The following is a 19,596-nucleotide window of genomic DNA, read 5'->3' as shown; positions in this document are numbered from 1 at the left end:
GCCGAAGCCTCGGCTTCGGCGCGCGACGACCGTCATCGCCCCCCTGGCTTTCGAAACGCGACGGCCCCGCCGGGCCTCCCGCGATGGCGGGCGGCGGCGGGGCCGCGCGCGACGCGGTCGGCCGGCCGATCGCTCGGCCGGCTCGCCGGGGCTCAGCGACGATCCTTGATGTCGACGTCGCCGTGCTTGTCGACCTTCAGCTCTTCCTTGCGGACGGTGCCTGAGGCCTTCTCGGTCCCGTGGACGGTCCGCTTGCCGACGCTGACCTCCTCGGTCACGACGGTCTCCTTGCCGATCTCGACCTCCTCCTTGCGGAGAGGGACGCGGATCTCCTCGGCGCCGGCGCCCTTCATGCCCCCCTGGACGGCCTGGCCGGAGGCGGCGTGGCGCTCGATCACGATCTCCTCGCGCTCGACCGGGACCGTGATGGTCTTATCCTCGGTGATGACCTCCTTGCGGATGTCCACCGAGCCGGCCTCGACGGGCCGCTTGGTGACCTTGAGGCGCTCCTCGCGGAGCGGGATGGTCCGCTCGTAGGCGTCGCGCACCACGTCCTTGGCCTTGTCCCACGACATCGAGGCGGCGTGCTTGGTCTTGTCCCAGCTCGCCCTCAGGTCCTTCTCGATCTCGGCGAACGGCCTGCTCTCGTAGCGGTCGGCCGACTCGGTGGCGAAGCGGTTGGCCGCGCGGTAGTGGTGCACGTCCTTCATGGCCGGCCTGGCCTGGTCCCACGACAGGTTCGCGGCGTGCTCGGTCTTGTCCCAGCCCGCCCTAAGGTCGCTCTCGACCTCCTCGTAGGGCCGGTCGGCGCAGGTCGCCTCGCAGCTACGGGCGTAGTCGTAGGCGGGCTGATAGGTCTCGTAGCTGGAGCCCTTGGCGTAGTCGCGGGAGTGGAAGTTCTCGCGGAGCCAGTTGTCCTCGGTCGTTGGGTCGATCAGCTCGCCGACGCCCTTCCCGGCGTATCCGCCGGCGATCGCCCCGACAGCCGCGCCGATGGCGGTGCCGACGGGCCCGGCCACGGAGCCGATGGCCGCGCCGCTGGCGAGGCCGCCAACCGCCGCGCCGATGCCGGTCTCGACGGGGTGCGAGCCCGGGGCGTCGGTGATCGGATCCGGATTGCGGCTGCCGGTCGGCGGGACGTCGACGCTCTTTTCGGGATCCTTGCGCATGGCCATGTTTAATCTCCTGTTGTATGTGAAGTTGGAAAGCCCGAATGGGCCGGGGGGCGCGGCGGGCGTGTGCTTCCCCCTCGGACGGGCCGCCTCGCCGCAGCGGACGGCTTCCTGTCAACGCAAACTCGGTGCCGCCGCGGGCCGGCTCGACAACTTCTCTCGTCGCTCCAGCGTCGCCCAAAGGGGAACGCCGGTTGCTTGGCGAAATCGGCCATATTGAATCGTGACGCCATGCTGACAGGGTATGTCGTCCGGCGCGAGGGGGTGGAACGATGACGATCGAGACGGACGGCGGAGATGGGCTCCCGGAATACGCGGGCATGATGGCCGATTACCACGAGGCCTTCGAACCCGAGTTGCGAGCCGCCGTGGACGCGGCCGGCGTCCGGTTCGGGGACGTCGTCGTGGACGTGGCCTGCGGCGACGGCTTCTACACCAGGCTCCTCGCCGAGCGCGCCGGGCGCTCCGGGAAGGTCGTCGCCGTGGACGCGTCGACGGCTTTCCTGGACGTCGCCCGGCGGAGGATCGACTCGGCCGGCCTATCCGATCGCGTCGACTTCGTGCGGCTGGATCTGGACCACGACCCGCTCGTCGCGGGGGTCGCCGACCTCGTCTGGTGCGCGCAGAGCCTGTACAGCCTGCCCGACCCCGTCGCCGCCCTGCGCCGTCTGAAGCGGATCGCGCGCGGCGGCGGTCGCGTCGCCGTCTTCGAAAGCGACGAACTTCATCATGTGATCTTGCCATGGCCGGTGGACGTCGAGCTGGACCTCCGGCGCGCGGAGTTGGAGGCCTTCGAGGCCCGGTCGGACAGGCCGTCGAAATACTACGTCGCCCGCGACCTCCCGCGCGTATTCGGCGCGGCGGGCCTCCCCCCCTGCGAGGTCGTCAGCTTCGCCTTCAACCGCCGCGCCCCGTTCGACGCGCCGACCCGCCGCTTCCTGGAGGCCTACCTGGCGGATATTCGCGAGCGAGCGCGACCGCGCCTCGACCGCGACGCGCTGCGCCGCGTCGAGGAGCGGATCGCGCCGGGGGCCCCGGATTACCTCCTGGACGACCCGGACGCCCTGGTGATCTGCGTCGATCACCTGGCGATCTCGACCCTCCCCGTCGATTAGACGGCGGTGCTCTGGATGTCGGCGTCGAAGATGCGGACCTGCTTCCAGGTCGACTTGTTCTCCTCGACGAACCGGACGTGCCGGGGGGCGACCTGGTAGGCGTCGTGGGACGCCTTGGAGTCGAACACGAGGTGGAGGGCGACATCGAACGCCAGGTCGTTCACCGGGCGGGTCAGCTCGCGATTGAGCGTGCCGACGCCGAAGAAGAGGACGCCCGGATGGCCGTCCAGCAGCTCCCGGCAGGAGGCGAGCAGTGCCTCGATCGAGGCCTCGGAGGGGTCGTTGAGCGAGAAGAAGACGCTGTGCGCGAGCATGTGGGGAGAGTCCGAAGGGGGTTCAGGGATCGGCCGGCGGTCCGCCAAGAGCGGCGCGGATGGCCTTCTCGGAGACGGGGCTGACGACGCCTCGCTCGGTGATGATGCCGCTGATGAGCCCGGCCGGGGTGACGTCGAACGCGGGGTTGTAGACGCCGACCCCCTCGGGGGCGGTGCGTCGGCCGAAGCCCTCCGTCACCTCGCTGGGGTCGCGCTCCTCGATCGGGATGCCGGAGCCGTCGGCCAGCGACAGGTCGAACGTGCTGGAGGGGGCGGCGACGTAGAAGGGGATGCCGTGGTGCCTGGCGAGGACCGCCACGCCGTAGGTGCCGATCTTGTTCGCGGCGTCGCCGTTGGCGGCGATCCGGTCGGCCCCGACGACGACGGCCTGCACCCGCCCCTCCTTCATCACCTGCGCGGCCATGCTGTCGCAGATGAGCGTCACGTCGATCCCCTGCCCGGCCAGCTCCCACGCCGTCAGCCGGGCGCCCTGGAGCAGCGGCCGGGTCTCGTCGGCGAAGACGCGCGGGCTCTTGCCCTGCTCGTGGGCCGAGAAGATGACCGCCAGCGCCGTGCCGTAGTCGGCCGTGGCCAGGCCGCCGGCGTTGCAGTGGGTGAGAATGCCGTCGCCCTTGGAGATCAGCTCGGCGCCGTGGCGGCCGATCGCCCGGCACATCGCGCGGTCCTCGTCGGCGATCGCGCGCGCCTCGGCGAGCAGCCGGTCGAGCAGCAGGCCGCCGGTCTCCGCCGTCTCGGCGTCGGCGACGCGCCTCATTCGGTCGAGCGCCCAGAAGAGGTTGACGGCCGTGGGGCGGCTGGTGGCGAGCCGCGCGGCGGCGTCGCGGAGCGCCTCGCGGACGGTCGCGACGTCGGCAGTCCCGCGCGAACGGGCCCCGATCACCGCCCCGTAGGCCGCGGCGACGCCGATGGCCGGCGCCCCGCGCACGCTCAGCCGCTTGATCGCCCACCAGACCGACTCGACGTCCTCGCAGTCGATCTCGACGAACTCGGTCGGCAGCCGGGTCTGGTCGATCATCCGGAGCCGGCCGCCGGCGGCGTCGCCGATCCACTGCACCGTCTTGAACCGGCGGCGGGCCCCCTCGCGGGGGCCGGCCTCGGGTTCGCCCGGGGGGACGGCCGTCATTCCTCCTCCTCGTCCAGGTCTTCCTCTTCCGAGTCCTCGGACTCCTCGGGGTCGATCCACGAGTAGAACTCGGCGTAGACGTCCCAGATGTTGCGCAGGGCGTTGCGCACGTCGCCGGGCTTCAGCGCGGGGTGCTGGCCGGAGTAGCCGGCGACCTCGGAGGCGATCCGCAGCAACTCCAGGTTCTGACGCCGCATCTCCAGGAAGATCTGGCTCTGGGTGTCCAGTTCCAGGGCCTCTTCCAGGGCCTCCTCGACGTCGTGCTCGCTCTCGCCGGCGTGATCGTGCTCGTCGTGACTCATCGTTGGTCTTCTCCTCGACTTCCGTTCGCGGAAAGGGATGCCGGGCCGTCGTCGACTTCGCGACGACGACGGGGCCGGCGGACGGTGGTTCGATGGGGAGCGGCCGAGACGGGGTCAGGCGCGATCGCGCCAGTCTCCCGCCGGCATGCCGAAGGTGGCGGCGACGGCCGAGTTGGTCACGCGTCCCTTGCAAATGTCGATCCCGGCCGCCACGCCCGCGTCGGCCTCGGCGACGGCGCGCCAGCCCTGGTTCGCCAGCCGCAAGGCGTAGGGGAGCGTGACATTGCAGAGGGCGTAGGTGCTGGTCCTGCCCACCGCTCCGGGCATGTTGGTCACGCAATAATGGATGACGCCGTCGACGACGAAGGTCGGCTCGTGGTGCGTGGTCGGCCGGCTGGTCTCGATGCATCCGCCCTGGTCGATCGCCACATCGACGATCACCGCGCCGGTCTTCATCCCGGACACGTCCTCGCGCGTCACCAGCCGAGGGGCGCGGGCGCCGACCACCAGCACGGCGCCGATCACGAGGTCGGCCGTCGCGACGGCCTCGCGCACCGTGTGGCGGTCGGAGAATAAGGTGGTGACGTTGGCGGACATGATGTCGTCGAGGTAGCGGAGCCGATCCAGGTTGATGTCAAGCAGCTTGACATTCGCCCCCAGCCCCGCGGCCACCCGAGCCGCGTTCGCGCCGACGACGCCCCCGCCCAGCACGACGATCTCCGCCGTGGCGACCCCCGGCACGCCGGAGAGGAGCACCCCGCGCCCGCCCTGGGGGCGTTCCAGGAACCTCGCCCCCTGCTGGATGCTCATCCGGCCGGCGACCTCGCTCATGGGGGTCAGCAGCGGCAGGGACCCGCGGGCGTCCCGGATCGTCTCGTAGGCGATCGCCGTCGCGCCGGACTCCAGGACGGCCCGCGTCAGGGCCTCGTCGGCGGCGAAGTGGAAGTAGGCGAAGAGGACGTGGCCGGGCCGGATGAGGGGCCATTCCGAGGGGAGCGGCTCCTTCACCTTCACGATCATCTCGGCCTGGGCCCACAGCTCGGCCGCGTCGGCGACGATCGTCGCGCCGGCGGCCTCGTAGAGGGCGTCGTCGAGCCCGCTCCCCCGCCCCGCGCCGGCCTGGACCAGCACGCGGTGCCCGGCGCGCGTCAACTCCTCGACGCCCACCGGCAGCATGGCGACGCGGTACTCGTCCGCCTTGATCTCCCTCGGGACCCCCACGATCATCGCCCTGCACTCCTCGACGTCGGACGTCGCCGGGCGCTCTCCTCGCGCCGTCGGCCGCCGCCGAATCGCCACAAGCATTCGATACGACGACGCTTCCCGAATCAAGGGACGACCGGCCCCGGCCGCCTCGGCTCGCCTCGGTTGTGACGACCCGGCCGGCGCGCTAGAATGGGGGTTTCGGCGGCCCGGCGGCGACGCGCCGGCGGGCCGCGACGGTTTGATGTAGGAGCGTCCCGATGTCCGAGTCGCGCGTGCGGAAGATCCTGGCCCTGTTCGTCCCGGCGGCGATCGTTTTGGCGCTGGGGGCCGCCGACGGCGGCGACGTCCCCTCGAAGCTGGAATCCGAGCCGGCCGGCTGGAGCGACCTGCTCGGGCCGTCGAGCGCCGGCCTGGACGCCTGGACCCGCGAGCCGATCCCCGCCGGCGGCGACCTGATCGAGGACTCCCCCTGGAGCCTGGACCGCGAGACGGGCGTCCTGACCGCGACCGCCCCCGGCCCGGACCGCGAGTGGCTGCGGCTGGACCAGGTGCTGCTGGACTTCGTCCTCCACGTCGAATGGCGGATCGTCCCCGACCCGTCGGCGAAGGACCCGGCCGGCGGCGTCTACTTCCGCAACTCCAACGACGCCGGCTGGTGGCACCAGGCTCGCGTCGGCGACGCCTCGGGCGGTTACCTCGTCGGCGCGACCTATGCGAACCTCCTCACGAAGAAGTTCGACCTCTCCGGCGAGGTGAAGGAGAACCGGGTCAAGCCGGCCGGCGAGTGGAACAGCTACGAGCTGACCGTGAAGGGCCGGAACGTCACCCTGTGGGTCAACGGCGCGGTCGCCAACGAGTGGAACGGCTGCGGCGTCCCGCGGGGTTACCTCGGCCTGGAAGTCGAGCGCGGCAAGGTGGAATTCCGCAACCTGAAGCTCAAGTCCCTGTGAGCCCATCCCCATGACCTCCCTCCTCGGCCGGCTTTTCCCCCGTCGCGACGAAGATGCCCCGCCCCTGGCGATCACCGTCTACTCGCGACAGGGCTGCGGCTGCTGCGTGAAGGCGAAGGACGTCCTGGACGGCTTTCGCGGCAGGTATCGCATCGAGGTCGAGGAGGTCGACGTCGACCAGGACCCCGCGCTCCGCGACCGATATGGGATGGAAGTCCCGGTCGTCGCGGTCGCGGGGAAGGTCCGGTGCCGGGGCCAGGTCGACCCTCGACTGCTGGAGCGCCTGCTCCGCGCCGAGGCCCCGAGGGGCTGAAACGGAGCCGACCCCGGGCCGTTCCTCGTCACGCCACCGGCTTCGCGGGCGACGGCGCGACGACGACGTTGAGGGCCTCGGCGCGCCAGGAGACGCCGTCGTGGGCCAGGTCGTTGATCGAGGCGAAGTCGATGGCGATCCGATCGAAGTCGGCGGGGACGCGGTCCGGGAGCATGTTCAGCAGCGCGACCCGGATCACGATGCCGTGGGCGATCACCACCATCCGCCCGCCGGGATGGCGACGCCGAAGGCCGTCGATCACGGGGGTGACGCGGCGGGCGATGTCGGCGAACGATTCGCCGCCGGGATGGCTGAACTCCAGGTCGCCGGCCATCCAGCGCGTCTTGGATTCCTCGTAGACGGCCCAGCCCTCCTGGCGGGCCATGCCGCTGAGCGGGCCGATCTTCCGCTCGTGCAGCTCCGGGACCACGATCGGCTCCAGCCCCAGCGCGGCGGCGATCGGCTTCGCGGTGGCGATCGCCCGGCGCATGCCCGAGCAGTAGACGGCCTCGGCGCCGCGGGCGGCCAGATGGTCGGCCAGCACGCGCGCCTGATGCTCGCCCCAGGCGCTCAGGTCGATGTCGGATTCAGCCCCGTGGAAGACGTTCGGCGTGGCGGTCTCGGCGTGACGGATCAGGGCCAGGCGGGTTTCCTGCAACTTCTTGCTCCCGGGCGATTCGAAGGGCCACAATGGTGCGGGCCTCATGCCCGCCATCGCGCCGAGCGGCCGTCCGGGCCGGGCGCGCAGATTTCCAACCAGGGTATCGTGATGACCGCAGACGGGACCAGCCAGGAAGCCGCCCCCCCCCGGGGCAAGTACCGCACCATCCTCCTGTTCGGCATGCCCGGCAGCGGCAAGGGGACCCAGGGCGCCGTCCTGGGCAAGATTCCCGAGTTCGTCCACATCTCCATGGGAGACGTCTTCCGCAAGATCCCCCGGATGGGCCGGATCGGCGCGGAGATCGAGAGCTTCACCTCCGTCGGCCGCATGGTCCCGGACGAGCTGACCTATCGCATCTTCGAACGCCACCTGAAGATCCTGGAGCTCCAGGAGTTCTTCGTCCCCGACTTCAACACCCTCATCCTCGACGGCCTCCCGCGCAGCTACGCCCAGGCCGAGGGGCTCTCGCCCCTGCTCGACGTCGTCCAGATCTTCCACCTCCAGATCCGCGACGAGAAGCTCGCCATGAAGCGGCTGCGCTCCCGCGCCCTGCTGGAGAACCGCCTCGACGACATGAAGGAGGACGTCATCCGCCGCCGCATGGCGACCTACCACGACGAGACCGTCAAGACCCTGAGCTTCTACGACCCGAGCCTCGTCTACAACGTCGACGCCGGGCAGCAGATGATCGACGTCCTCAAGGACATCGTCAACCGGCTCTCGGAGCTGAAGCGCGGTGCCGCGCCATTGATCCCCACGCCCGAGCCCGCCGCCGACGCCGTCTCCTGACCCCCCCGCCGACACCCCAGCCGCCCCTCGGGAGACCCGCCCCATGGCGACCGCCCACGGTCCGTCGTCCGCCTCCGAGTTCCAGCCGTTCGTCCCGGCCTCCCAGGAGCCACCGGAGCTGACGTTCCGGGCGGTCGCCCTGGGGTCGCTGCTGGGGGTGGTCTTCGGCGCGTCGTCGCTCTACCTGTTCCTGAAGGTGAGCATGACGGTCTCGGCGTCGATCCCGGTGGCCGTGCTGGCCATCACCATCTTCCGGGGCCTCTCCCGCGCCTTCGGCCTGCGGCGGGCCACGATCCTGGAGAACAACGTCGTCCAGACGGCCGGCTCGGCCGGCGAGTCGATCGCCTTCGGCGTCGGCGCCACGATGCCCGCGCTGATGCTCCTGGGCTACGACCTGGACTGGTCGCGGGTGATGCTGGTCTCCGTGCTCGGCGGCCTGCTGGGGATCCTGATGATGATCCCCCTGCGCCGGGCGTTCATCGTCAAGCAACACGGCGCCCTCCCCTACCCGGAGGGGACCGCCTGCGCCCGGGTCCTGATGGTCGGCGAACGCGGCGGGTCGAACGCCCGCACCGTCTTCCTCGGCTTCGGCCTGGGGGGAGCCTACAAGCTGATGACCGAGGGCTTCCGGTTCTGGTCGACGAAGTGGGAGGCGGCGATCACCGGCGTCAAGGGCTACGACAAGGCCGTCGTCGCCATGGATTCCGACCCGACCTTGCTGGGGGTCGGCTACATCATCGGCCCGCGGATCGCCGCGGTGATGGTCGGCGGCGGGCTGCTGACCTCGCTGATGCTGGTGCCGATGATCGCGTACTTCGGGGAAGGCGTGCCGACGGTCCTGCCGCCGGGACAGGCGCGGATCGCCGAGATGAGCGCCGGCCAGATCTCCGGCCAGTACGTCCGATACATCGGCGCGGGGGCCGTCGCGGCGGGGGGCATCCTCAGCATGCTCAACGCCCTGCCGCTGATCGTCGCGTCGCTCCTCGGCAGCGTCCGGGCGCTCAAGGCCGTCGAGGGGGACGACGGCTCGCCGGCCGGCCTCCCGAGGACCGACCGAGACATCCCCATCTCCCTCGTCTTCCTGGGGACGCTCGGCCTGGTCGGGCTGATCGCCGCGTCGCCGCTGATCCCGACCGACCCGATCGGCCGGGTCGCCGGCGCGCTCTTGATCGTCCTGTTCGGCTTCCTGTTCGTCACGGTCAGCTCCCGGATCACCGGCGTCATCGGCTCGTCGTCGAACCCGATCTCCGGGATGACGATCGCCACGTTGCTGCTGACGTGCGTGATCTTCGTGATGCTGGGCTGGGTCGGCGGCGAATACCGGCTGATCGCGCTGTCGGTCGCGGCGATCGTCTGCATCGCCTCGTCAAACGGAGGCACCACGTCGCAGGATCTCAAGACGGGCTTCCTCGTCGGGGCCACCCCCTGGAAGCAGCAGGTCGCGATCCTGGTGGGGGCGCTGGTGTCGGCCGTGGTGATGGGCGGGACCCTGATCGCCCTGAACGACGCCCACACGACGATCTCCGACCAGCCGGCCGACCTGCCGACCGTCTCCGCCCCCGCCGGCCTGACCGAGACCGCCGAGCACGAAGGGACAACCTACAAGGTCTGGCGACTGACCGCCCCGATCGAGGGGGCCCTGCCGGGGGTCTACCTCGTCGACGAGGCGAACCGGCCCGCCTGGATCGTCGACCCGGGCATCGGCGGCCGGCTCGACCACACGAGCAGCGGCGCCCCGACGACGAAGTTCAACCCGGCCCAGCCGCAACTCTTCGCCACCATCATCGACGGCATCATGTCGGGGAACCTCCCCTGGGGCCTGGTGATCCTGGGCGCCGTGCTGGCGATCGTGGCGCAGCTCGCGGGGGTCTCGGCGCTGGCCTTCGCGGTGGGGGTCTATCTCCCCCTCTCCACCACGCTGCCGATCTTCATCGGCGGCCTCGTCCGGCTGGTCGTCGACAGGATCCGCAAGTTCTCGGCCGACGAATCCGAGACCAGCCCCGGCACGATGATGGCCACCGGGCTGATCGCCGGCGGCTCTCTGGCCGGCATCCTGATCGCGCTCCTGGTCGTCTTCGAGGATCTCGGGAAGGCCGTCGACTTCTCCCGCGTCGCCGACGGGGGCCCGCCCCAGTTCATCCTCCCGACCCTGGCCGCCTTCGCCACGCTGGCCGCCGTCCTTCTCGTCGTCGCCCTGACCGGCAAACGCGAGGCCACAGAGCCGTCCGAAGCCCCCTGACCGTGCCGGTCCATGCGCAACCGTTCGACTTTCCTCCGTTATTCGTCGCGCCTCCCATTTTGTGAACATCGGTAATCAGATGGGGGCTCGACGATCGGAGGCATTGGTGGGAGAATTGGGCATGACGACGAGCACGGAAATCCTACCGGATGAAACGGCGAAGTCGTCCCGTCTCTCGCCAGGGGCCGGCAGCCGTTGGAGGCCGCGCGGCTTGCCTGGCGAGCCTGGAGCTGGCACCCCATCTCCCGTCGAAAGAGGATGGCCCGCGGTGCCGGGTGAGGGTCGGCGGATCGATCGAGATGGCACCGGTCCATGGTCCACGCGCGAACGATCGCACCTCCGAATCTCGCCGGCCCCCGCCCGCCGGCGGCGTGGCCGCCCATCACTAGCGGCGAAGAGCACGGAAATAACCCGGGCGAAATTCATCGCCGACCGCGCAGCGCAACGTTGCGCCTCCCGCGTGGCCGGTGCCATCGCGGAAGCATACGGGCCCTCGTCCACCGCCCGCGTGGCCCTCCGTTCCCCGGGAGCCGAGTCCCCGCATTTCCTCCCCGCTCGCTCGGTCCGCGACACGAAATACCGCGTCGTGTTCGACGAACGAAGCCAACTTGCCGACGCGATTTCGTCGCCGCAAACGCATGCCATCACGCTCCTTGCGACAACAATCGCTCGCCCGGCCGCATCGACGCGGCGCGCGAACGAAGCCAAATCGAAGCCACCCGCCCGCGATGCGGTAGACTAGGGAAATCTCCGATCCAAATGGCCGCCAACGACACCGACGGGAGCCGCATCCGATGCCTGGGCCGATGACCGGACTGATCCCCGCGCCGCACACCCCCTTCCACCCCGACGGGTCGCTGAACCTCGAAGCCGTGGCGCTCCAGGCGGAGCTGTTCCGCGAGTGCGGCCACGAGACCGTCTTCGCGGTCGGCTCGACGGGGGAATGGTCCTCGCTGACGCTGGACGAGCGCCGCGCGCTGGGCGAGCGCTGGGTCGAGGTCGCCGGCGACACGCTCAAGGTGGTGCTGCACGTCGGGGCGTACTGCCAGGCCGACGCGATCGGGCTGGCGGCCCACGCGCGGGAGATCGGCGCGACCGCCGTCTCGGCCGTGGCCCCCGGCTACTTCAAGCCGACCGGCATCCCCGAGCTGGTGGAGTTCTACCGGCCCATCGCCGCCGCCGTCTCCCCGCTCCCGTTCTACATCTACGACATCCCCAGCATGACGGGCGTCAGCATGCCCATGTCCCGGGTGATGCGCGCGGCCAAGCCCGTCATCCCCAACCTCGCCGGCCTGAAGTTCACCAACAGCGATTTCGTCGAGCTTCAGGAATGCGTCCGGCTCGACGGCGGCGCCTATGGAGTGCTGCTCGGCTTCGACGAATGCTACTTCCCCGGGCTGACCCTCGGGATCACCGGGTCGGTCGGCAATACCTACAACTATTCGTCCCCCATCTATCGCAGGATCGACGCCGCGTTCGCGAAGGGGGACTTCGAGACCGCCCGGCGCGAGCAGTTGATCTCCGTGGACCTGGTGAAGATCCTCCAGGAGTTCGGCTTCCAGGCCGCGTCGAAGGCGATCATGCCGATGCTCGGCGTGGACTGCGGCCCGGTCCGGTCGCCGATCCGCGACCTGTCGAAGGCCGAGCGGGTCGCGCTGTGGGAGCGGCTCTCCCCGCTCGACGCGTTCCCCAGGCCGCTGCGCAAGCCCGAGTGACCCTCGGGCCCGCGCCGCTCTTTCTCATTTCAATCCGACGCGCTCAGTCCTCCAGGGGCATCACCTCGACCTTGCGGAACTCGATGGGGTGCGACTCCGCCTGGAGGGCGATCCAGCCCCCGGCGAGGTCGCGCCGGCCGTCCTTGATGAGCTTCGCGGCGTCCGGGTCGTTGGGGTCGAGCTGGGGCTTCTCGTACTCCATCACCAGCTCGCCGTTGACGTAATTCTTGATCGTCCCGAATCCGTGGCACTCCACCTCCACCGTCACCCACTGGTCGCCCCGGAAGGTGGCGGAGTTGGAGTTGGTGCAGTGCTGGGTGATGAGCTTCCCGCCCATCGTGAAGACCGTCCCCGGCGAGCAGACGTTCGCCGTGGGACGCTCGCCCGTCTCGCCGCCGCCGAGGAACTGGATCTCCAGCGAGACCGGGAATTCCTGATCCTTGCGCATGGTGGTGGGGTCCTGGCTGTAGAGCATCGCGCCGCTGTTGCGGAAGGCCCAGCCCGCACCCTTGGGGCATTGTTCGCCGACGAAGCGGTACTCCACGCGGAGCCGATACTTCGAGAACGGCTGATGGAAGAACAGGTGGCCGAACTCCCCCTTGAACTCGTCCCAGTTCTCGTAGGAGACCTTCAGCACGCCGTCCTCGAACCGGAAGGTGTCGCGGTAATTCTCCCCCATGGGGCTGCCGGTGAACTTGGGGATCCAGCCTTCCAGATCCTTGCCGTTGAGCAGGCTGGTCCACTCCCCGGGCTTGAACTCGGCGGGGGCCTGGGCCGAGGCCGACGGGGCGGTGGCGGGCCCGAGCATCAGGGCGACGACGAGGGGGAGGGCGAGGCGGGCGGTCATGGGGGGCTCCTGGATCGGGCCGGATGGGTCGAAGAGCCCCCATCTTCGCCGTCTCGCCGGCGGGAATCCAGGGGGGGGCCGGGTCGATACACCCATTGATCGGGCCCGCCATCGTTGGCGATACTTTAACACGTTTGTCCCCGCTCCATCCGTTCATCCAGGGCGACCCGATGGATCCGAACGAGCCGCCTGACGACACGATGAATCCGGACGAGCCCCCGGACGACCCGCGATACGTCGGCTCGACGCCCACCATCTTCGAGGGCGACCCGTTCGAGGCGCTGCTCGGCGAATTCGACGCGCGCGACCTCGCCGAGGCCCGCAAGTACCTCGACGGCGACGAGGAGGAGGGGCCGAGCCGGCTGGAGGCCCTCGGCCCGTTCCGCGACCTGGAGGAGATCGGACGCGGCGGCATGGGGGTGGTCTATCGGGCCATCCACCCCGAGACGGGCCGCCTGGTGGCCGTGAAGGTCCCCGCGCCGGGCCTGATGCCGACGCCCGCCATGCTGCGGCAATTCAGCAAGGAGGCGGAGGCCGTCGCCCGCCTCGACCACCCGGGAATCGTCCCGCACCTCCCGCTGGCCTCGGACTTCGACCAGCTCTTTATCGTCAGCGACTACTGCGACGGCCCGGACCTGGAGAAGTGGCTCTCGGCGAGGAACCGGCCCGTCACGCCCCGAGAGGCCGCGAGGATCGTCCGGGACCTGGCCGACGCCGTGGCGCACGCCCACGGGCGGGGGGTCGTCCACCTGGACGTCAAGCCTTCGAACGTCATGCTGCCGGGATCGACGCCGGACTCGCACCCCGACGCGCTGTCGCCGCGGCTGACCGACTTCGGCCTCGCGAAGCTGATGGACGACGGCGAGTCGCCGATGGCGACCGCGACCCGCACGGGCATGGTCATGGGGTCGCCGCCGTACATGGCGCCCGAGCAGGCGGCCGGCCGTCGGAGCATGATCGCCCGGCCGACCGACGTCTACGGCCTGGGGGCCGTGCTGTACGAGCTGCTCACCGGCAGGCCGCCGTTCCGGGGCGAGTCGGCGGTCGAGACCCTGGGCATGGTGATGGTGGTGGAGCCGGTGCCGGTCCGCGTCCTCCGCCCCGGGATCCCGCGCTCGCTGGAGAACATCGTCCTGCAGTGCCTGGACAAGGAGCCCGGGGGCCGTTACGCGACGGCTGATGCCCTCCGCGACGATCTCGACGCCTTCCTCGCCGGCCGCCGGGTCCGCGCCCGCCGGCCGGGGCCGGTCGAGCGGGCGAGGCGATGGGCCCGCCGCCGGCCGAAATCGGCCTGGCTCGCCGCGTCGGCGCTGCTCCTCGCGGTGGTGCTCGCCGCCGGGTTCGCCTCCTGGACCGTCGCCCTGAGCCGGGGCCGCGACCGCGCCGAGCAGCACGCCTACGCGTCGCGGGTCCAGCTCGCCCGACGTGCCTACGAGACGGGCCATCTCAGCCGCGCCCAGCTCAACCTGCACGGCCTCATCCCCCAGGATGGCGAGCGAGACCGCCGCGAGTTTGCGTGGCGGCACCTCTGGGAACTCACCCGCCGGGAGGCCCGGATGATCTTCGGGGCCGAGGCCGGTTTCGACCACCTCGCCCTCTCCCCCGACGGATCCAAGCTCGTCCACGGGGGCGCCGCGGGCGTCTCCCTCAAGGATCTGAATAGCCACGCGGTTGGCTGGTGGGTCTCGACCGGGGCGATGGTCCTCAACGCCAACCCCGCCTTCTCGCGAGACGGGCGCAAGATCGTCCTGGTGACCATCGAGCCGGAGGACAGGATCGGGCGGACGCGGGCCGTCGAGATCCGCGACGCCTCGGACGGGACCCTGCTGGGCCGCCGCGTCCTGCCTGCCTCCGTCCTGATCAGGTCGGCCAGCATCCCGCGCGAGGGCCACCTCCGCCTGATCGTCCACGTCCCGGCGGCCGACGCGCCATTCTCCGGCGAGATCTGGACCTGGTCCGACCACGGGCCCCTGGACGAGACGGCCCCGCCGGTCCGGTTCCCCGTGCTTTGCGCGGTCTCGGCGGATGGGAGGCGGGCCCTGGTCATCGACGACGAGGGCCGCATGGCCGTCCACGACCTGGCCGCCCAGGCGGTCGTCCCGCTGCGAGACGCCCCGGTGGTCGACCTGGGCGTCTGCAATTTCTCGGCGGACGGTAGGCGGGTGTGCGTCTCGCGCGAGAGGGACGTCGAGCTGGCGATCCACGACACCGCCGATGGCCGGCTCCTACAACGCATCTCCGGCTTCGACGCGTCCATCGCCGAGGCCTCGATGCAGCCCGGCGGCGACGCCGTCGCGCTGCGCACCGTGACGCAGGAGGTCCGCCTCGTCGACCCGTCGCGAGGGCTGAACGTCCGAGTCCTCGAAGCCCCCTCCGGCTCGGGCGTCGAGAGCAAGCACATCCAGTTCACCCCGGACGGGACCGCCTTCCTCGTCCACAGGACCGAGCACCAGGGGACCGACCGCATCGAGCTGCGCTCGGCCGAGGACGGCCGCCTCCTCGCCGAGTCGCCCGCGCGGCACACTGGCCTGCCCGGCCCCTGGGCGCTTCGGCATGGCCCCCGCCCGGAACTCATCTATTCGCAGGGCCTCTACGCCTGGCGATGGGAATGGGGCCGTTCCGTCGACCCGGGCCCGGAAGACATGCTGAAGGGCCACGACGACGAGGCCTGGGCGCTGGCCTACAGCCCCGACGGCAAGCTCCTGGGCAGCTCCTCGAACAACGACAGGGAAGAGGAGACGATCCGGCTCCGGATGCCCGACGGCCGCATCGTCCGCGAGTGGAGGGACAGCGAGGCCACGGTGTCCGGCCTCGTCTTCTCGCCCGACGGCTCCTGGATCGCCACGGCGCACCTCTGTCGCGAGCGGGCCATCCGGATCCGGCCGTCCCTGGACGACGGCGAGGTCGTGTCGGTCGAGCTTCCCGACGGCGAATGGGGGCGGAGCGTGGCCGTCGACCCGACGCGGCCCGTCGTCTACGCCGGCGGCGACCGCGGGACCGTGCTGGCCTGGGACGTCGCCAGCCGTCGCGTCCTCTGGCGAATCATGCCGCCGCCGGAGCGACGGCTGCCCCGGACCCACGACCGGGTGCACCAGGTGGCGATCTCCCCCGACGGCCGCCGGCTCGCCGTGGCCGACGACCGCGGCGTCGTCCGGCTCCTCGACACCGCAAACGGCGACGTCGTCGCGTCTCACGAGGGACGCGGCCCCATGCTCGCGGTGGCCTATGCCCCGGACGGGCGGACGGTCGCGGCGGGCGACCGCGAGGGCCTGATCTACTTCCTCGACGCCGGCGGCCTCCGGCCGCGCCAGGTCGTGCCGGGCGACGATCGGGACCTGCGGTGCCTGGCCTTCAGCCCGGACGGGCGGACCCTGGCCGCCGCGGGGCTCGGCCAGGTGGTCCGGCTCTGGGACCCGTCCACCGGCGAGGAACTCCTGTCGCTCCCGGGGCATCGCGCCCAGGTGAACGCGGTCGCCTTCTCCCCGGACGGCGAGACCCTGGCCTCCGCCGACCACGTCGGGATCATTAGATTCTGGCGCGGGCCCCTGCCTTAGGGCCCCAGATCAGCGAGCCCGGATCGTCACCTCGTCGAACATCCCCCGGTCGTCGAACGACCCCAGCCCCACGGCCCCCTTCGCGAACCGCTTGTCGTGGGCCGTCATGATCGGGCTCTCCATGTCGTCGAAGTAGACCTCGATCAGCCCTGACTCCGGCTCTCGGACCACCCGGACCTCGTGCCAGCCGTCGCCCCACTCGACGCCCTTGGTGCGCGACTCGGCGATCGAGACGCGAGGCGCGCCGTCGACCGCGAAGACGCTGTGCGCGTGGGGATCGGCCTCCTTGGCGATGTGGACGTAGTAGAAATGCGACGGGTCGACGTGGCCCAGGATCACGCACAGGTCGCGATGGCCATAGTCCTTGACGGTCGACCTGATCTTGGCGCGCAGTTCGAAGGCGCCGAATTCCTTCCCCTCGATCAGCGCGATGTTCAGCGGAGAGCGGACCTCCGGCTCGTACTTGCTCGCGGCGAAAAGTTCGAGGGCGCGCCCCCCCTCCTCCGTCCGGGCGATCCGCCAGGCCGCCGGGTCGGTGAAGGTCCAGCCGGTCGGGAGGTCGCGTTCGAAGTCGTCGCGGAAGAGGGCCGAGGAGGGCTCGTCGCCGAGGGCGAGGCACGGGGCGAGGCCGATCAGGATGACGGCCGCCAGCGTCACGGGAGGTCGCACGTTCGGGGCTCCTTGCGATGGGAGGGTGGTCCGCCTCGAATGTGCGCCGGCCGACCGGCCCGATCAAGCCCCCGCCGGCCTCCCGCCTCCTTGACAGCCGACGCGCGGCGGCCCGAAGATGCATCGTCCGACCGCGGGACGGCCCGCGACCTCCCGGAGATCAGGTGTATGTCGATACGACGGCAGTGGATCGCGCCCCTCGCGGGCGCCTGCATCATCATGTCCATGACGACGGCTCGCGGCGACGAGGGGATGTGGGTCTTCAACAACCTTCCCCTGGAGACCCTCAAGGCGCGGTACAACTTCACCCCGCCCCCCGGCTGGGCCGAGCACCTGCGATCGGCGGCCGTCCGGTTCAACAACGGCGGCTCGGGGTCGTTCGTCTCGGCCGACGGCCTCATCATGACGAACCACCACGTCGGCGCCGACACCCTCGCCAAGCTCAGCACGCCCGAGAACGACTACTACTACCGCGGCTTCCACGCGCCGACGCGCGACCGCGAGATCAAGGCCCCCGACCTGGAGCTGAACGTCCTGGTCGCCATCGAGGACGTCACCGCGCGGGTGAACGCGGGCGTCCGGCCCGACATGGACGACGCCGCCGCCGCGCTCGCCCGCCGCAAGGCGTCGGCCGAGATCGAGAAGGAGTCGACCCAGAAGACCGGCCTCCGCAGCGACGTGGTCACCCTCTACCAGGGGGGGCAGTATCACCTCTACACCTACAAGAAGTACACCGACGTCCGGCTGGTCTTCGCGCCCGAGTTCGAGGTGGCGTTCCTCGGCGGCGACGAGGACAACTTCGAATACCCCCGCTGGTGCCTGGACGTCTGCTTCTTCCGCGCCTACGAGGACGGCGAGCCGGCCAGGATCGAGCATTACCTGAAATGGAGCCCCGACGGCTCCCGCGAGGGGGACCTCGTCTTCGTCGCCGGGCACCCCGGCCGCACCGACCGGCTCAACACCGTGGCGAGCGTGGAGTACCTCCGCGACTTCGGCTTCCCCAGCCTGCTCGACTGGCTCCACGCCAAGGAGGAGTTCCTCGTCGGCTTCGGCAAGCAAGGGGACGAGGCGTTCCGCCAGGCGAAGGAGGAGCTTTTCTCCATCCAGAACAGCCGCAAGGCCCGCACCGGCGGCCTGGAAGGGCTGAAGAATCCCGAGTTCATGGCCCGCAAGCGCGCCGCCGAGCAGGAGCTGCGCGCCCGAATCGCCGCCGACCCGGCCCGGCAGGCCGCCTATGGCGCGGCGTGGGACAAGATCGCCGAGGCCCAGAAGGTGAACGTGAAGACGGCCCGGCCGTACATGTTCCTCGAACGCGGGCGGGGGCTCGACTCGACCCTCTTCCACATCGCCCGCGACCTCGTCCGGCTGGCCGAGGAGAAGCCCAAGCCCAACGCCGACCGCCTGAAGGAGTATCGCGACTCCGCCCTCGAGTCGCTGGAGTTGGAGCTGTTCTCCACCGCGCCCATCTACCCCGCCTTCGAACAGGCCAAGTTCGCCTTCGGCCTCGCCTACTGGAAGAAGATCGCCCCGGACGACCCGGTTTTGGCCCGCGTGCTCGACGGCCGCTCGCCCGAGCAGGCCGCCGCCGAGCTCGTCGGCGGGACGAAGCTCGCCGACGTGGCCGTCCGCCGCCAACTCGCCGAAGGGGGCAAGGCCGCGATCCAGGCCAGCGACGACCCCATGATCAAGCTGGCGATCGCCGTCGACCCCGAGGCCCGCGCCCTCCGCAAGGAGCGCGAGGACAAGGTCGAGGGGGTCGAGACGGCCAACTACGCCCTCATCGCCAGGGCGCTCTTCGAGGAGAAGGGGGATAGCATCTATCCCGACGCCACCTTCACCCTGCGACTGGCCTTCGGCGCGGTCAAGGGGTACGCCGTCGACGGTAAGGAGATTCCGCCGTACACGAAGGTCGCCGGGGCGTTCGAGCACGAGAAGGCCCACGGGGCCAAGCCGCCGTACAAGCTCCCGCAATCGTGGCGCGAGGCGAGGGAGGCCGGCCGGCTCGACATGGACGCGGAGTTCAACTTCGTCTGCACCGCCGACATCATCGGCGGCAACTCCGGGAGCCCCGTCGTCAATCGCGACGGGGAGGTCGTCGGCCTCATCTTCGACGGCAACATCCAGTCGCTGGTCCTGGACTTCGGCTATGACGACGCGGTCGCCCGCGCCGTGTCGGTGGACTCTCGCGTCATCGTCGAGGCCCTCCGGTCGGTCTACCGCGCCGACGACCTGCTCAGGGAGCTGACCGCCCGCTGACGCCGGCGTCGGGCCCCGGCGGCAAGGGCCGCCAGCGCCCGGCCCGCTTGACCAGGAGGCGTTCCACGAACGCCTCGTAGTCGGCGGCCGAGCGCCGTTTCTTGGGGTCCCAGCGCCGGCCCTTCTCCCAGTTGCAGCGGCCGTGGACGGCGGCGAGGTTCCGGGCGTCCTCGCCGCCCCCCCGGCTCCGGGCGCGGATGTGTTCGAGCGTCGCCCCCTCGCCCGTCGCGGCGACGAAGGCGATCGGCCCGTTGCAGATCAGGCACTTCCCCACCCAGTCGCCGCCGCGACGCTCGAAGGTCGAGTCGGTCCTCGCGGCGAGGTCTAGCTTGTCGGCGGTCGTCACGGCG

Annotated in this window: 17 protein-coding genes; 8 read left to right on the top strand and 9 right to left on the bottom strand. The window is 70.7% G+C overall.

What is annotated here, in order from left to right; all coding sequences use genetic code 11:
• Window positions 1-152: 152 nt before the first annotated feature.
• The gene (locus WG209_RS12390; protein WP_337175359.1) at window positions 153-1,175 is read right to left on the bottom strand and encodes a YsnF/AvaK domain-containing protein; all 1,023 of its coding nucleotides are present in this window, start codon (window positions 1,173-1,175) and stop codon (window positions 153-155) included.
• 269 nt (window positions 1,176-1,444) lie between these two features.
• Here WG209_RS12390 and WG209_RS12385 point away from each other — a divergent pair, with 269 nt between their 5' ends.
• The gene (locus WG209_RS12385; RefSeq protein ID WP_337175358.1) at window positions 1,445-2,287 is read left to right on the top strand and encodes a methyltransferase domain-containing protein; all 843 of its coding nucleotides are present in this window, start codon (window positions 1,445-1,447) and stop codon (window positions 2,285-2,287) included.
• On the opposite strand, the gene WG209_RS12380 is transcribed toward WG209_RS12385, so the two are convergent.
• From WG209_RS12380 to ald, 4 genes are all read right to left on the bottom strand, one after another.
• A complete protein-coding gene (locus WG209_RS12380; RefSeq protein WP_337175357.1) occupies window positions 2,284-2,601 on the bottom strand; it encodes a Dabb family protein in 318 nt (105 codons plus the stop codon). The two genes, WG209_RS12385 and WG209_RS12380, sit on opposite strands and share 4 nt — an antisense overlap.
• Before the next feature lie 22 nt (window positions 2,602-2,623).
• On the bottom strand, window positions 2,624-3,745 hold the full coding sequence (gene mtnA / locus WG209_RS12375; protein WP_337175356.1) for an S-methyl-5-thioribose-1-phosphate isomerase: 1,122 nt from the start codon (window positions 3,743-3,745) through the stop codon (window positions 2,624-2,626).
• Window positions 3,742-4,047, bottom strand: a complete 306-nt coding sequence (locus tag WG209_RS12370; protein ID WP_337175355.1) for a hypothetical protein — start codon at window positions 4,045-4,047, stop codon at window positions 3,742-3,744. Before WG209_RS12370 ends, mtnA begins: the two co-directional genes overlap by 4 nt.
• A gap of 114 nt (window positions 4,048-4,161) precedes the next feature.
• Window positions 4,162-5,274 (bottom strand): alanine dehydrogenase, encoded by a 1,113-nt coding sequence (gene ald / locus WG209_RS12365; protein WP_337175354.1) that lies wholly within the window; start codon window positions 5,272-5,274, stop codon window positions 4,162-4,164.
• A gap of 236 nt (window positions 5,275-5,510) precedes the next feature.
• Between ald and WG209_RS12360 the strand changes: the two genes are divergently transcribed.
• Entirely contained in the window at window positions 5,511-6,203 is a 693-nt protein-coding gene (locus tag WG209_RS12360) for a DUF1080 domain-containing protein (RefSeq protein ID WP_337175353.1), read from the top strand.
• 10 nt (window positions 6,204-6,213) lie between these two features.
• Window positions 6,214-6,516, top strand: coding sequence for a glutaredoxin family protein (locus WG209_RS12355; RefSeq protein WP_337175352.1), 303 nt, complete (start codon window positions 6,214-6,216; stop codon window positions 6,514-6,516).
• 28 nt (window positions 6,517-6,544) lie between these two features.
• Here the strand turns inward: WG209_RS12355 and WG209_RS12350 are convergent, their stop codons facing one another.
• Window positions 6,545-7,174 carry a histidine phosphatase family protein gene (locus WG209_RS12350; protein WP_337175351.1) on the bottom strand — a complete coding sequence of 210 codons (630 nt, stop codon included), beginning with the start codon at window positions 7,172-7,174 and terminating at the stop codon, window positions 6,545-6,547.
• A gap of 111 nt (window positions 7,175-7,285) precedes the next feature.
• On the opposite strand from WG209_RS12350, the gene WG209_RS12345 reads away from it, so the two are divergent.
• The 3 genes from WG209_RS12345 (at window position 7,286) to WG209_RS12335 (ending at window position 11,920) form a co-directional block, all read left to right on the top strand.
• The gene (locus WG209_RS12345; protein WP_337175350.1) at window positions 7,286-7,966 is read left to right on the top strand and encodes a nucleoside monophosphate kinase; all 681 of its coding nucleotides are present in this window, start codon (window positions 7,286-7,288) and stop codon (window positions 7,964-7,966) included.
• A 43-nt stretch (window positions 7,967-8,009) separates the two neighbouring features.
• Complete coding sequence (locus WG209_RS12340) at window positions 8,010-10,205, top strand: oligopeptide transporter, OPT family (RefSeq protein WP_337175349.1); 2,196 nt, start codon at window positions 8,010-8,012, stop codon at window positions 10,203-10,205.
• Window positions 10,206-11,011: 806 nt separating this feature from the next.
• Complete coding sequence (locus tag WG209_RS12335; RefSeq protein ID WP_337175348.1) at window positions 11,012-11,920, top strand: dihydrodipicolinate synthase family protein; 909 nt, start codon at window positions 11,012-11,014, stop codon at window positions 11,918-11,920.
• 43 nt (window positions 11,921-11,963) lie between these two features.
• Here the strand turns inward: WG209_RS12335 and WG209_RS12330 are convergent, their stop codons facing one another.
• The gene (locus tag WG209_RS12330; protein WP_337175347.1) at window positions 11,964-12,767 is read right to left on the bottom strand and encodes a DUF1080 domain-containing protein; all 804 of its coding nucleotides are present in this window, start codon (window positions 12,765-12,767) and stop codon (window positions 11,964-11,966) included.
• A gap of 200 nt (window positions 12,768-12,967) precedes the next feature.
• On the opposite strand from WG209_RS12330, the gene WG209_RS12325 reads away from it, so the two are divergent.
• The gene (locus tag WG209_RS12325) at window positions 12,968-16,321 is read left to right on the top strand and encodes a protein kinase (RefSeq protein WP_337175346.1); all 3,354 of its coding nucleotides are present in this window, start codon (window positions 12,968-12,970) and stop codon (window positions 16,319-16,321) included.
• Window positions 16,322-16,330: 9 nt separating this feature from the next.
• Here the strand turns inward: WG209_RS12325 and WG209_RS12320 are convergent, their stop codons facing one another.
• Window positions 16,331-16,990: a hypothetical protein gene (locus WG209_RS12320; RefSeq protein WP_337175345.1), complete on the bottom strand. Its 660-nt coding sequence runs from the start codon at window positions 16,988-16,990 to the stop codon at window positions 16,331-16,333.
• Between the two features lie 168 nt (window positions 16,991-17,158).
• Between WG209_RS12320 and WG209_RS12315 the strand changes: the two genes are divergently transcribed.
• On the top strand, window positions 17,159-19,246 hold the full coding sequence (locus WG209_RS12315) for a S46 family peptidase (protein WP_337175344.1): 2,088 nt from the start codon (window positions 17,159-17,161) through the stop codon (window positions 19,244-19,246).
• Here the strand turns inward: WG209_RS12315 and WG209_RS12310 are convergent.
• Window positions 19,224-19,592 carry an HNH endonuclease gene (locus tag WG209_RS12310; protein WP_337175343.1) on the bottom strand — a complete coding sequence of 123 codons (369 nt, stop codon included), beginning with the start codon at window positions 19,590-19,592 and terminating at the stop codon, window positions 19,224-19,226. The genes WG209_RS12315 and WG209_RS12310 overlap by 23 nt on opposite strands.
• Window positions 19,593-19,596: the final 4 nt, after the last annotated feature.

Origin of the sequence: Paludisphaera sp. (assembly GCF_037189885.1) — a bacterium.
Taxonomy (GTDB): Bacteria; Planctomycetota; Planctomycetia; order Isosphaerales; family Isosphaeraceae; genus Paludisphaera.
Note: the sequence above shows the minus strand (reverse complement) of the source record. Positions and strands in the feature narration are given on the sequence as shown.

Bases quoted from the DNA above. Each gene is read 5' to 3' on its own strand.
- WG209_RS12340 (WP_337175349.1), top strand. From the start codon at position 8,010: ATGGCGACCGCCCACGGTCCGTCGTCCGCCTCCGAGTTCCAGCCGTTC.
- WG209_RS12335 (WP_337175348.1), top strand. From the start codon at position 11,012: ATGACCGGACTGATCCCCGCGCCGCACACCCCCTTCCACCCCGACGGG.
- WG209_RS12325 (WP_337175346.1), top strand. From the start codon at position 12,968: ATGAATCCGGACGAGCCCCCGGACGACCCGCGATACGTCGGCTCGACG.
- WG209_RS12355 (WP_337175352.1), top strand. From the start codon at position 6,214: ATGACCTCCCTCCTCGGCCGGCTTTTCCCCCGTCGCGACGAAGATGCC.
- mtnA (WP_337175356.1), bottom strand. From the start codon at position 3,745: ATGACGGCCGTCCCCCCGGGCGAACCCGAGGCCGGCCCCCGCGAGGGG.
- WG209_RS12360 (WP_337175353.1), top strand. From the start codon at position 5,511: ATGTCCGAGTCGCGCGTGCGGAAGATCCTGGCCCTGTTCGTCCCGGCG.
- WG209_RS12315 (WP_337175344.1), top strand. From the start codon at position 17,159: ATGTCGATACGACGGCAGTGGATCGCGCCCCTCGCGGGCGCCTGCATC.
- WG209_RS12345 (WP_337175350.1), top strand. From the start codon at position 7,286: ATGACCGCAGACGGGACCAGCCAGGAAGCCGCCCCCCCCCGGGGCAAG.
- ald (WP_337175354.1), bottom strand. From the start codon at position 5,274: ATGATCGTGGGGGTCCCGAGGGAGATCAAGGCGGACGAGTACCGCGTC.
- WG209_RS12380 (WP_337175357.1), bottom strand. From the start codon at position 2,601: ATGCTCGCGCACAGCGTCTTCTTCTCGCTCAACGACCCCTCCGAGGCC.
- WG209_RS12385 (WP_337175358.1), top strand. From the start codon at position 1,445: ATGACGATCGAGACGGACGGCGGAGATGGGCTCCCGGAATACGCGGGC.
- WG209_RS12330 (WP_337175347.1), bottom strand. From the start codon at position 12,767: ATGACCGCCCGCCTCGCCCTCCCCCTCGTCGTCGCCCTGATGCTCGGG.
- WG209_RS12390 (WP_337175359.1), bottom strand. From the start codon at position 1,175: ATGGCCATGCGCAAGGATCCCGAAAAGAGCGTCGACGTCCCGCCGACC.
- WG209_RS12370 (WP_337175355.1), bottom strand. From the start codon at position 4,047: ATGAGTCACGACGAGCACGATCACGCCGGCGAGAGCGAGCACGACGTC.